The organism is Mesorhizobium sp. CA10 (assembly GCF_020165285.1).
GTDB lineage: Bacteria > Pseudomonadota > Alphaproteobacteria > Rhizobiales > Rhizobiaceae > Mesorhizobium.
In genome coordinates this window covers 43,207-55,721 of record NZ_JAIUHV010000010.1, presented here as the reverse complement: position 1 = coordinate 55,721, position 12,515 = coordinate 43,207, and the positions used below count along the sequence as shown (strand labels likewise).

General features: G+C 65.6%; 11 protein-coding genes. 8 read left to right on the top strand and 3 right to left on the bottom strand.

Annotated features, from left to right (window positions below; genetic code table 11):
• Positions 1 to 79: 79 nt before the first annotated feature.
• The 7 genes from LB535_RS20545 (at position 80) to LB535_RS20515 (ending at position 8,930) form a co-directional block, all read left to right on the top strand.
• Positions 80 to 2,155, top strand: coding sequence for a 3-hydroxyacyl-CoA dehydrogenase NAD-binding domain-containing protein (locus LB535_RS20545; protein ID WP_224633478.1), 2,076 nt, complete (start codon positions 80 to 82; stop codon positions 2,153 to 2,155).
• Positions 2,156 to 2,477: 322 nt separating this feature from the next.
• Entirely contained in the window at positions 2,478 to 3,503 is a 1,026-nt protein-coding gene (locus LB535_RS20540) for a BMP family protein (protein WP_224633477.1), read from the top strand.
• A 264-nt stretch (positions 3,504 to 3,767) separates the two neighbouring features.
• Positions 3,768 to 5,279 carry an ABC transporter ATP-binding protein gene (locus LB535_RS20535; protein WP_224633476.1) on the top strand — a complete coding sequence of 504 codons (1,512 nt, stop codon included), beginning with the start codon at positions 3,768 to 3,770 and terminating at the stop codon, positions 5,277 to 5,279.
• On the top strand, positions 5,279 to 6,334 hold the full coding sequence (locus LB535_RS20530; RefSeq protein WP_224633475.1) for an ABC transporter permease: 1,056 nt from the start codon (positions 5,279 to 5,281) through the stop codon (positions 6,332 to 6,334). Before LB535_RS20535 ends, LB535_RS20530 begins: the two co-directional genes overlap by 1 nt.
• On the top strand, positions 6,331 to 7,275 hold the full coding sequence (locus LB535_RS20525) for an ABC transporter permease (RefSeq protein WP_224633474.1): 945 nt from the start codon (positions 6,331 to 6,333) through the stop codon (positions 7,273 to 7,275). The genes LB535_RS20530 and LB535_RS20525 overlap by 4 nt, the downstream gene beginning before the upstream one ends.
• 365 nt (positions 7,276 to 7,640) lie before the next feature.
• Positions 7,641 to 7,790 carry a hypothetical protein gene (locus tag LB535_RS20520; protein ID WP_140544253.1) on the top strand — a complete coding sequence of 50 codons (150 nt, stop codon included), beginning with the start codon at positions 7,641 to 7,643 and terminating at the stop codon, positions 7,788 to 7,790.
• A gap of 201 nt (positions 7,791 to 7,991) precedes the next feature.
• The gene (locus LB535_RS20515) at positions 7,992 to 8,930 is read left to right on the top strand and encodes an LLM class flavin-dependent oxidoreductase (protein ID WP_224633473.1); all 939 of its coding nucleotides are present in this window, start codon (positions 7,992 to 7,994) and stop codon (positions 8,928 to 8,930) included.
• A gap of 1 nt (position 8,931) precedes the next feature.
• Here LB535_RS20515 and LB535_RS20510 read toward each other — a convergent pair whose 3' ends face one another.
• The 3 genes from LB535_RS20510 to LB535_RS20495 all read right to left on the bottom strand — a co-directional run bounded on the left by LB535_RS20510 (position 8,932) and on the right by LB535_RS20495 (position 11,361).
• Positions 8,932 to 9,852 (bottom strand): sigma-70 family RNA polymerase sigma factor, encoded by a 921-nt coding sequence (locus LB535_RS20510; protein WP_224633472.1) that lies wholly within the window; start codon positions 9,850 to 9,852, stop codon positions 8,932 to 8,934.
• A 91-nt stretch (positions 9,853 to 9,943) separates the two neighbouring features.
• Entirely contained in the window at positions 9,944 to 10,258 is a 315-nt protein-coding gene (locus LB535_RS20505; protein WP_095770057.1) for a putative quinol monooxygenase, read from the bottom strand.
• 428 nt (positions 10,259 to 10,686) lie between these two features.
• Positions 10,687 to 11,361 carry a cysteine hydrolase family protein gene (locus LB535_RS20495; protein ID WP_224633471.1) on the bottom strand — a complete coding sequence of 225 codons (675 nt, stop codon included), beginning with the start codon at positions 11,359 to 11,361 and terminating at the stop codon, positions 10,687 to 10,689.
• Between the two features lie 226 nt (positions 11,362 to 11,587).
• Between LB535_RS20495 and exbB the strand changes: the two genes are divergently transcribed.
• Positions 11,588 to 12,514, top strand: a complete 927-nt coding sequence (gene exbB / locus LB535_RS20490; RefSeq protein ID WP_224633470.1) for a tonB-system energizer ExbB — start codon at positions 11,588 to 11,590, stop codon at positions 12,512 to 12,514.
• Position 12,515: the final 1 nt, after the last annotated feature.

Below are 12,515 nucleotides of genomic sequence, written 5' to 3'. Positions count from 1 at the left end.
CAGGGCCGGATCGGGTTCCCATTCACCTCGCTGCCTAGTAAACCCTTGCGCGGTTGCAGCCGGTCTCGGGAGGTTCCGCTTGTCCAGTTCTGTCAGTGTCACGAACGAGAACGGCGTGGCAGTGGTCACCATCGACAACCCGCCGGTCAATGCGCTGAGCTTTCATGTCCGCAAGCCGCTTTACGAGGTGCTCACCGCTTTGCGCGACGATCCCGCCGCGAGCGCGATCGTCATCGCCTGCGCCGGCCGCACCTTTGTCGCCGGCGCCGACATCACTGAATTCGGCAAGCCGGTCGAGCAACCGGAATTGCGCGCCATCGTTGCCTTGCTGGAAACCATCGCCAAGCCGACGGTGGCCGCCATCCATGGCACGGCGCTCGGCGGTGGGCTGGAACTGGCGTTGGGTTGCCATTTTCGCGTCGCGGACGCCGGCGCCAAGCTCGGCCTGCCGGAGGTAAAGCTCGGCCTGTTGCCGGGTGGCGGCGGGACCGTGCGTTTGCCACGCCTGATCGGCGCCGCGAAAGCGCTTGCCATGATCGTCTCGGGCACGCCGATCTCGGCCGGCGAGGCAAAGGCCGCCGGTCTTGCCGATGCGGTTGTTGATCGCGATCTATTGGCTGAGGCGGTTCGTTTCGCCCGCGAAATGGCTGATCGAGGCGGACCTTTCGTGTCCGTGCGTGAGCGCAATGACCGCCTTGCCGGGACCGATCTTGCTGCCTTCGACGGCCTAGCCGCCGATCTGACCAAAAAAACCCGCGGACTGGACGCGCCGCTGGCCTGCGCCGAAGCCGTGCGCAACGCGATTACCTTGCCGTTTGACGCGGCCCTTGCGGCCGAGCGGCAAATTTTCCTGAAACTCGTTTCCGGCGATCAGTCGCGCGCGCAGCGGCATTTGTTCTTTGCCGAGCGCGAGGCGGCGAAGCTGCCCGGCAAGGATCTGCGGAAACGCCGGATCGAACGCGTCGGCATCATCGGCGCCGGCACGATGGGCGGCGGCATCGCCATGGCCTTCGCCAATGGCGGTCTCCCGGTGACCTTGCTCGAGGCCAGCGAGGAAGTGCTGCGCCGCGGCCTGGCGACGATCGAGAAGAACTATGCCGTCTCCGTCAGCCGCGGCTCGTTGAGCGAAGAGGCGAAGCAGCAGCGGCTCGGACTTTTCAAGGGCAGCACCGACTATGCCGACCTCGCCGATTGCGATTTGATCATCGAGGCCGTGTTCGAGGACATGGCGGTGAAGAAGGAGGTGTTCGGCAAGGTCGACGCCATCGCCAGGCCCGGCGCCATCCTCGCCACCAACACCTCCTATCTGGACGTGAACGAAATCGCCGCCTCGACTTCGCGTCCGGGGGACGTGCTCGGCATGCATTTCTTTTCGCCGGCAAACGTCATGAAACTCCTGGAGATCGTGCGCGCCGAGAAGACCGCGCCCGAAGTGCTGGCGACGATCACCGACCTCGCCCGGCGCATCGGCAAGGTGGCGGTCGTCGTCGGCGTCTGCCACGGTTTCGTCGGCAACCGGATGCTTTCGGCGCGAGGCGCCGAGAACGAGGCGCTGTTGCTGGAAGGCGCGACGCCGAGCCAGGTCGACAAGGCGTTCACCGATTTCGGCTGGCCGATGGGGCCGTTCCAGATGGGCGACCTCGCCGGCCTCGACATTGGCTGGCGCAACCGCAAGGCGCGGGGCCAGAAGGCTGTGATCGCCGATACGCTGTGCGAGCAGGGCCATTTCGGCCAGAAGACCGGGCGCGGCTGGTACCACTATGAGGCTGGCTCACGTGAGCCGATTCCCGATCCGGAAATCGAGGCGCTGATCCGGGCGAAGGCGGCGGAGCTTGGAATTGCGCGGCGCGAGATCGGCGCCGAAGAGATTCTCGAACGCACGCTTTATCCCTTGGTCAACGAGGGTGCGAAGATACTCGAGGAAGGCATCGCCGCGCGCGCGTCCGATATCGATGTCGTCTGGGTCAATGGCTACGGCTTCCCGATCGGCAAGGGTGGGCCGATGTTCTGGGTCGGCCTTGCGGGCGCTGCGAAGATCGTCGAGCGGCTGGAGCATTGGCACCGGCAGACCGGCCGGCCGATATTCGAGCCGGCGCCGGCGTTGAGGCGGTTTGCCGAGACGGGATCGTGGGAAGGTGCGGGCGGCGCCCCATAACTTCGTCATTCCAGGGCGAAGCGAAGCGTAGACCCTGGAATCCATGCCGTTCCATCAGACAAAGAATGCAACGGTGCAGAACGAGCGATGGCACAGCCGTCGATTATTCTGCACCGTCGCCGCGCTCAGACGTCGCGGCATGGATCCTCGGGTCTGCGCTGCGTCGCTACGCTCCTTGCTCCGCCCGTGGATGACGAACGCGGAGGCGACAACACCCAAATTTGACCATGTGGACAAATCTCAGGCGCCGTTCCATAGTCCCGGGTGTCTGACATTTTGGAACGGCCGGCTCGACACGGCTGTCGAACAGAGGGGCACTTCAATGGAAAACGAACGTAGCAAAACGCAACGCGCCGGCCTGTCGCGGCGCAGCGTGCTGGAACTCGGCGCGCTCGGCCTAGCGGCGGCTGCACTGCCCGGCGCGGCCTTCGCCAAGGACAAGAAGCTGAAGGTGGCGGCGATCTTCGCCACGCCGATCGAGGAGCCGTGGGACAACCAGATCCACGTCGCCCTGCAGAAGGCCGAGAAGGAGCTGGGCATCGAATACAAATGGTCGGAAAAGGTGCAGACCGCCGACTTCAGCCGCGTGATGCGCGAATATGCTCAAGGGGGCTACGAGCTGGTGCTGGGCGACGCCTTCGCCGCCGAGCGCGAGTCGCGCCGCACGGCCAAACAATTCCCGAAGACCGCGTGGCTGTTCGGCTCCGGCGCCGGTCCGGCCGAGCCCAATTTCGGTGTCTTCGACAACTGGATTCACGAGCCCGCCTATCTCTCCGGCATGATCGCCGGAAAGATGTCGAAATCGGGCACGGTCGGCGCCGTCGCGGCGATGGGCATCCCGGAAGTGAACCGGCTGGTCAACGCTTTCTTCGCCGGCGCCAAGGAGGTCAACCCGAACGTCAAGAAGAAGGTCGCCTTCATCGGCTCCTTCTTCGATCCGCCCAAGGCCAAGGAAGCGGCCGTGGCACAGATTGATGCCGGCGTCGATGTCATCTATGCCGAGCGCTTCGGCGTCATCGAAGCGGCGGTCGAGAAGAAGATTTTTGCCATCTCCAACATGTCCGACCAGTCCAGCCTCGGGCCGGATACCGTCATCACCGGCCCGGTGTGGGACATGTACCCGACGGTCGAGCAGGCGATCAAGCTGGTCAAGGCCGGCGTCTTCACCGCGCAGGACTATGGCGATTTCTCGCGCATGGCCAAGGGCGGCTCGTATCTGGCGCCCTTCCACAAGTTCGACAAGACGCTGCCGGCGGACGTCAAGGACCTGGTCGAGAAGAAGAAGGCCGAGATCCTCGAAGGCAATTTCCGCGTCGACGTCGACGAGAACACGCCGGTTTCGGATTGACGCCAGGGGCGGCGCGGCCCCCTCCCTGTCCTGCCCATCCTTCGCAGCAGCTGCGCTGGAGCTCCGGAGGGTGGACCGGATATCTCCCCCTCAAGGGGGGAGATTGGCAGTTCCGTCGACGGTGTTCGATGCTTTCAACGTTGAAAGTTGGCGAAGGCCGCCGTGACATCTGATCTCCCCCCTAGAGGGGGAGATGGCCGGCAGGCCAGAGGGGGGTGCGCCGGGCACGCCCTTTCAAGTTAAGCCAATCCTGCAGGAGCATCCTTGTCCGCCCCACTCATCGAAATGCGCGGCATCACCAAGAGCTTCGGCGCCGTCAAGGCGAACGAGGCCGTCGACCTCAGCGTGGCCCCTGGCGAGATCCTCGGCCTGCTCGGCGAGAACGGCGCCGGCAAGACGACGCTGATGAACGTGCTGTTCGGCGCCTATGCGCCGGATGCAGGCGAGATCCTGGTCGAGGGCAGGCCCGTTGCTATCCACAACTCCGCCGACGCCCTGGCCGCCGGCATCGGGATGGTGCACCAACATTTTCACCTAGCGCCGCGCCTCACGGTGCTGGAGAACCTCCTGATCGGCATTCCCGGCAAGTCCGGCCGCATCGACCGTGCTCGCGGGCTTGCCCGCCTGGACGAAATCAGCCGGCAATATGGCTTGAGCCTCGACCCGAACCTGCCGGTCTCGGCGTTGTCGGTCGGCGAGCAGCAGCGGCTGGAAATCATCAAGGCGCTGTTTCGCGGCGCCAGGCTTTTGATCCTCGATGAGCCGACGGCGGTGCTGGCGCCGAGCGAAGTCGACGGCCTGTTCGCCGCCCTGCGCTCGATGGCGGCGCAAGGGCTCGGCATCATCTTCATCTCGCACAAGCTCAACGAAGTGCGGGCCCTCACCCATCGCTGCGTCGTGCTGCGCCACGGCAAGGTCGCCGGCCGCGTCGACCATCCGGCAAGCACCACGTCGGCGGAAATGGCCAAGCTGATGTGCGGCCACGAGATCGTGCCGCCGGTCAAGCAGGCTTCGACGCCCGGCGCTGCCGTGCTGACGCTCGACGGCATATCCACTTCCGCTCATGCCGGCACGCCGCTGCGCGAGGTTTCGCTTTTCGTCCGTGCGGGCGAGATCCTCGGCATCGCCGGCGTTTCCGGCAACGGCCAGCGTGCGCTCGCCGACGTCATTTCCGGCATGCTGCCGCCGAAGGCTGGCACCATGATGATAGCCGGCAAAGCGGTGATGCAATTTTCGCCGCGCGAGCTGCAGGCGCTCGGCCTCGGCCGCATCCCGGAAGACCGGATGACCACCGGCCTCGTCACAAACCTGCCTTTAGCCGATTCCATGGTGCTGCCGCGTATCGGCACCGAGGCCTTCAGCCGCAAGGGCCTGCTCAACCCGGCCGCCATCCGCGCCTTCGCCGAGCAACAGATCAAGGCCTATGACATCCGCTGCCCCGGACCGATGGTGCGCGCCGGAGCGTTGTCCGGCGGCAATCTGCAGAAGGCGCTTCTTGCGCGCGAGCTCGCCTTCGACCCCAAGGTGCTGATCGTCTCGCAGCCGACGCGCGGCCTCGACATCGGCGCTGCCCGCTTCGTCCACGAGAAATTCCTCGCCATGCGCGCCAAGGGCTGCGGCATCATCGTCATCGGCGAGGACCTCGAGGAATTGCTGATGCTCTCGGACCGCATAGCCGTGATGTATGAGGGCCGCATCGCAGGCACGCTTCCCAGCGCGGATGCCACCGTCGCAAGGCTCGGCCTGATGATGACCGGCGCGGAGGGGCACGCCTGATGTTCCGCCTCGAAGCCCGCACGTCAACGCCCGCCTGGTTCAACCTCGCGCTGCCGCTGGTCGCCATCGCCGCCACACTGATCCTGTGCAGCGGCCTGATCGCGATTGCAGGCGCCGGCGTGATCGAGGCCTATGGCGTGATGCTGTCTGCATCGCTCGGCGACAGCTACGCCATCACCGAGACGCTGGTGCGCGCCGCCCCGATGATCTTCACCGGCCTTGCGGTGGCAATCGCCTTCCGCGCCAAATTCTGGAACATCGGCGCCGAGGGCCAGCTGCTCGCCGGCGCGGTGGCAAGCTGCTTCATCGGCGCCATCCCGATGCCGGGCTATCTCGCCATGCTGCTGATGGCGCTTGTAGGCGCGGCTGCGGGCGCTCTCGTCGCGCTGGTGCCGGCGACATTGCGCGTCAAATTCAAGGTCGACGACGTGGTCAGCTCGCTGCTGCTCAACTCGGTCATCTATTACGCGCTGATGGCACTGATCGAAGGGCCGTGGAAGGACACCTTCTCCGGCTACCCGATCTCCCCGCCGATCGAGGACTCGGCCAATTTCCCGGTGCTGATCGAGGGCACAAGGCTGCATCTCGGCGTGGTCGTGGCGCTGATCGCCGCACCCCTTTGCTGGTTCCTGATCGCGCGCACCACGCTCGGCTTTAGGATCCGTGTCACCGGCGAGAACCCGGAAGCCGCCCGCTATGGCGGCATCAACGTCCAGCGCGTGCTGCTTTCCACTGCGCTGCTCTCCGGCGCGCTGGCCGGGCTGGCCGGCGTCGGCGAGGTCGGCGGCGTGCACTTCCAGGTGATGAGCGACATCTCGCCGGGCTATGGTTATTCGGGCATCGTCGTCGCCATGCTCGCCCGGCTCAACCCGCTCGGCGTGGTACCGGCGGCGATCTTCCTGGCCGCCGTCATGACCGGCGCCGAGGCGATGTCGCGCGCGACCGGCGTGCCGGCTTTCTTAAGCGACGTCATTCAGGGCACGGCGCTGCTGGCCATGCTGGTGGCGCTGCTGTTCACCGCCTACCGCGTCCGCCGCGTGGGAGCGCAGACATGAGCGCGGTGTTCGAGCAGATCTTCCAGGTCGGCTTTCTCGCCGCCATCATCCGCATCGCCACGCCGCTCGCCTTCGCCACCCTTGGCGAAATGTTCTCCGAGCGCGCCGGCGTGCTCAATCTCGGCATCGAAGGCATCATGCTGCTGTCGGCGATGGCCGGATTCACCGCCGCGAGCCTTAGCGGCAGCCTGTGGCTGGGCGTACTGGTGGCCGTGCTGGTCGGGGCGCTGATGGGCGCGCTGCATGCGCTGTTCACCGTGGCGCTGGGCCTCAGCCAGCATGTCTGCGGCATCGGCGTGACGCTGTTCTCATCCGGCCTTGCCTATTTCCTCTACCGGCTGATTTTCGGCCAGCAATCGGTGCCGCCGAGCATCGATGGCTTCAAGACGGTGCCGATTCCGCTGCTTTCGGATATCCCGATCCTCGGCCCGGCGGTGTTCAACCAGTTCACGCTGGTCTATCTGGCGATCATCGCCATCCCGCTCGCCGCCTTCGTGCTCTACCGCACGCCCTGGGGGCTGTCGGTGCGCATGGTCGGCGAGAATCCGCGCGCGGCGGACTCGGCCGGCGTCAGCGTGATTGCCACGCGCTTCCAGGCGGTGATCCTCGGCGGCGCGCTGATGGGCCTTGCCGGAGCCTTCCTCACCATGGCGCAGTTCAACGCCTTCACCTTCGGCGTCGTATCCGGGCGCGGCTGGGTGGCGATCGCGCTGGTCGTGTTCGGCCGCTGGGATCCCTGGCGCTCGGCGGGCGCGGCGCTGCTCTTTGCCTTCGTCGATGCGCTGCAACTCAGGATGCAGGCGAGCGGCCTCGGCCACATCCCCTACGAAGCCTTCCTGATGCTGCCCTTCATCTTCACCATCGTCGCCATGGCCTTCATGTCGCGCAACGCGGTCGCGCCTTCGGCCCTGCTGAAGCCGTTCCGCCGGGAGGAGCGGTAGGCGGGTGGCGCCCTTTCCTCTCCCTCCGGAGGGGAGAGGTGGCGCTGCGAAGCAGCGGCGGAGTGGGGGAACCACCTCGCTACCGCCGCGAGACTCGGCGCACGAATCTCCTTGCACCGCGCCAAGGGTCGACCCCCACTCCGTCGAGCTGCGCTCGACACGTCTCCCCCGATCGACGGGGTAGAGGAAACGCGCCAAGCCGTTCCGGGGCGAAGAACCTGGAACCGGCTACAACCGCAACGGGACGAGAATGAAAAACCACAGATTGCATCCTCCCCAAAAATTTGTTCCAGAAACCGCCCAAAAATAACAATCGACAAAGTCTACTAGTTTTATAGATTAATGGTCGCGACGGAGGATCGACCATGTCCTACATTCAGAACGCCCAACGCAAAGGCCAGAGGCTTGCCGCCGACCAGAGCTGGAGGCCCGCCTATGGCGGCACGTTCGCCTACCTCGTCTTTGCGCTTGCCTTCGTGTTCACCGGCGCCGTCGTTTTCGGGATCATCCCCTGACTGAGCCGGGGGCCAGAGCAATTCCAGGAAAGTGCGATCTGTTTTCCGTCCGGAATTGCGTAAAAACAAAGGCCCCGCCGTCCAAAAATCTGAGTTGTGTAATCGGAGCCGAAGAAGGCCGGCGCGCTGTCGCGCGCCGACGAGATGGATTTGACTCGGGGGTTCGGAGCGGGGCGGCCCAACGTGATGGAGGAGATGGCAATGCCAATCGAGTTCACGCATGTTCCAGACAAGCCTGCCAATGGCAGCTTTTTCTATGATTTCGCCGAGACGGCGACCAAATTGTCGCTGATCGAGGATTCCGGTTTCCGCAAGCTGGTGGTGGACGATCCGGCCGGCCTGCTCACCAACATGGACATCGCCGCGCTGACGCTCGACCGCACCGGCTCGCTGGAGGTGGTGCTGACGCATTGGGCCGGCGTTATCGAGCCGACGGTGGCGGCAGGGCAGCTCGCAGCGCTCGACCGCAGAGGCGGGGGGCGTCTGTCGCTTCGCATGCTGAGCGAGCCGCTTGAAGACAGCGATGCCGAGGCGCGGCCGGTCGGCCACAGCGTCGTGTGGCAGCGCATCGACGAATATCTGGTGCTGCTGAAGCGGCTGTGGTCGAACGACAGGGCGTTCGACCATGAGGGCGCCTTCTACAGCGTGCGCGACGGCTTCGTGCCCCGCAAGGGTCCGCACGGCGCCGATCTCGTCATCCGGCTCGGCGGTCAGTCGGGCACCGCGCTGAAGGTCGCCGGCAAGCATGCCGATGTCTTCGAGCTGGCCGCCGGTTCGCCCGACGAGGTGAGGCAATTGATGGAGCGCGCGCGCAGCGCCGCCGCCGAGCACGGCCGCGGCGGCAGGCTGCGCTTCGCGCTTCCGGTGCGCATCCGCCCGGACGGCTGGACGGGCGCCTCGGATCACAAGGCGGTCGAGATTGCCGGGCCGCCGGCGCGGCTCGCCTTGGCGCTGTTGCCCTATGCGGCGCTGGGCGTCGAGGAGTTCATGATCGGCGGCATCGACCGCCTGGGCGAGATCGCCCGCATCGGGCGCGAGACGATCGCGCTGGTCGCGAATTCGCTGGCGCGACGCGAGACGGAGGTCCCGCAGCCGGGCGCGTTTGCCTCGCACCCTTTTCCGCAACGCTGCGCGTCCTAGACTAAGGTCGCTCCGCGTCGGAATAGTCCAGGCCGTCCATCACGTAATCCGCGAACAGGAAGTCGCGGATGCCGGCGATCCGGCCGTTCTCCCAATCGATGAGGATGAAATAGCGCGGCGGTCCGTCCGGACGCTCCGGGCTGGTGACCAGGATGGCGGGCCGGCCTTCGACGAGGCCGGCCGTGAAATGCCAATGCGTCTCGTCGGCATAGCGGCCGAAATAATTGCCGACATATTCCTTGCCGTCGGCGCGCAGGCGGTTGACCAGCTCCAGCTTGACGTCCTCGGCCAACAGGCCGCGCAAGGTATCGAAGTCCCTGGCGTTGAAGGCGGCCACATAATCGCCGAGGCGCCGCATGTCGTGTTGGTCGAGCGCCGGGCGGGGCGGCGCGATGCGCGGCGCGGCCGCCAGCTTGCGCAGGCTCTCGCGACCCCGCTGCAGCGCGCCCTTGATCGCGGTCTCGGAAGTTTCGAGGATTTCGCCGATCTCTTCCAGGCTGTGTCCAAGCACATCCTTCAGCACGACCGTGCATCGTTGCGCCGGCGGCAGTTGCATCAGTTCGGCCAGGCTCGCCTCGGCGGCAATGCGAGCATCCAGCGCCGAGTTCTGGTCGGCGATCGTGTCGAGCTCGACTTCGCTTTCGCGCCCCCGCAGGCGGGCGCGCTTGCGCAGGAAATCGAGGGCAGAGTTATGCGCGATGCGAAACAACCAAGGCTCGGTCTTGTCGGGCATGTCGCCATTCCTGATCGCCACGAAGCCTTTTGCCAAAGCCTCCTGGACGATGTCTTCGCCATCGATGACCGATCCGACCATGCGCGACGCGTAGCGGTGCAGCTTGGCTCTCAGCAAGGCGGCATCGCGCTCGAAGGCGCGAAGCCTGGTTTCGGCCGCCGCAACGGACTGATCGTGCGAACCGGTCACGCGTGCTCTACCTCTTTGTTTGACGCAATTCCGGACAGAAGGTCGGCGAAGGCGCCGAACCTAACCGTTTCACACTTTTCCTGGAATTGCTTCAGTTCTCCACCCCGCCCGTGTGGGAATAAGTCGTGTGGCCCATCATGGTCTCGCCGGAGGCGAGCTCGACGATGCTCTTCATGTATTCGCCGAAGCGGGGATCGCCGCGGAAGGCCGCGATGTCGTCCGCCGAACGCCATTGCGAGATGTTGGCCACCTTACTGCCGTCGACGCCGATCACCACGGATGACGACAGCGAGCCAGGCTGCCTGCTGAAGAAACTCCTCGTGCCCTCCGCAAGCGTGTTGGCGAGTTCCTGCTGCTTGCCCGGCTTGGCGGTGAAGACGTTGATCAAGGTCACTGTGGTCGACATGGCTTGGCTCCGTTTGTCCTGAGGGCGGAGGCCGTCTTGGCTCTCGCACCCATTACGACCCTCAAGACGAAGCCTGAACCGAAAACGGAACGGTACACGCAAAAGTTTTTCGGCAATCAATCAAGTTCGCGATCCGGACGCTGCCATGGACCTATATCGAGCGGCCGCCGTGCCGTGAGTTCAGAAAAATTTATCCTCGCGTTCCAAAAGCCATCCGCGTTTCGTCTTGGTGAGTGCCGGGTTGCCATCCCGGCATCAACCAAGGGAGAAGCAAACGTCGATCCTGTCATCCATCGCTCGCATCGCGGCCGAATACACCGCGACCCGTGCACGCTATCGGGCAGCGCGGACGCTTTATCTGCTGCCACTCGACATCCGCAAGGATATCGGCTGGCCGGAACCCGGCGATCCGCGCAATCCCGAAATCCTCAGCTCGCCACACCCGCGAGCCGTGATAGCGCGCTGATGACGGCCGCCGAGTCCGCCAGCGCGCCGAAGACGCCGTCCTCGACCGTCACCATATGCAGCGCGGCTTCATGGGCATATTGGTCGCCGCTGGCGCAGGCGTCCGAAATCGTCAGGCATTGGAAGTTGCGGTCGCAGGCCTCGCGCAGCGTGGTGTGCACGCACACATCCGTCGTGCAGCCGGTGAACATCAGATGCGTGATGCCGCGCGCCCGAAGAATGAGCTCGAGATCCGTGTGGGTGAAGGCGCTGTTGCAGGTCTTGTCGATGATGATGTCCCTAGGCGCTACCTCGATGTCGGAAACGATCTGGAAACCTGGGCCGGAGCGCAGCAGGACATCGGTGCCGTCGAGCCCTGCCCGCTTGCGGCGCCATCTTTCGTAAGGCGTCATATCGGCCATGTCGGCGCGATAGCCTTGCCTGGTGTGGATGATGGTGAGGCCGGCGGCGCGGGCCGCGGCAATCAGCCGGTTGACCGCCGGCAGGATGGCTCGCAGCGGCGACGGATCGTAGCCCTTCCTGGCGAAGTAGCCGGTCGGCGACAGGAAATCCACCTGCAGGTCGATCGCCAGCAGCGCCGTGTGCTGCGGCTCCAGCCTGCCGTCATAGGGAAAGTCGAAGGGTATCGCCTTGATCATCGGCCGCCTGCTCTTCTTGCTCCATGCGCATCGTGCCCGGCAACCGCCTTGCGGTCCAGGCCCGCAGCGTGCTCAGGCGGGCATAGGCACATTATGAATTGTGGAGCAGCATAGTCATCTTTATAGTTGACTCGGAAACTCATGTTTCATAGTCAACCGGCACGGCTCGCCCTGCGCCTGTCTGTATGGCGGCCGCCGCATTGCAACGATGAAGCGAGGACGAGCCTTGTCCCGAAACAGCCTCCTGGCGGCGCTGGCCGCGTCGCTCATTCTTTCGGCGGGTGTCGCCGCGGCGCAGGGACGATCGCCTGCGCCGGTCGAGCAGGCGCCGGCCGCTCCAACCCTGCAGACGCCCCCGGCGCAGGCGCCCGCCGCCACGTCGGTGGGGCCAGGCATTCGGCCGGCTGCGAACGGCGCCACGAGCGAAGAGCCTTCCATCTCGCTGACGCTGCCGCATGACCTGTCGCCCTGGGGTATGTTCATCAATGCCGACATCGTCGTAAAGGCGGTGATGGTCGGGCTGGCCTTCGCTTCCCTCGTCACTTGGACGATCTGGCTCGCCAAGTCGCTGGAGGTCCTGGGCGGTAAGCTGAGGGCCCGCCGCGCCGCCGATGCGATCGGCAACGCCGCGACATTGATGCAGGCCGGCCGGGAGCTTGGCCACAGCGGCGGCCCGGGCGCGCTGCTGGTGCGGGCGGCGGAAGAGGAACGGGCGCTGTCGGCCGGCGCGCTCGACCATGCCTCCGGCGACGGCCTGAAGGAACGCGTCGCCTCCAGGCTTGCGCGCATCGAGGCGGCGGCGGCGCGGCGCATGTCGCGCGGTACCGGCCTGCTCGCCACCATCGGCTCGACGGCGCCCTTCGTCGGCCTGTTCGGCACCGTCTGGGGCATTATGAACGCTTTTATCGGCATCTCGCAGGCGCAGACCACCAACCTCGCCGTCGTCGCGCCCGGCATCGCCGAGGCATTGCTTGCCACCGCCATGGGCCTCGTCGCAGCCATTCCGGCGGTCGTCATCTACAACGTCTTCGCGCGCTCGATAGCCGGCTACAGGCAGATCCTCGCCGACGCTTCCGCCGGCGTCGAGCGGCTGGTCAGCCGCGACCTCGATTTCCGCACCGTGCCGCCGGCAACGGCGATCGCGGCGGAGTAGC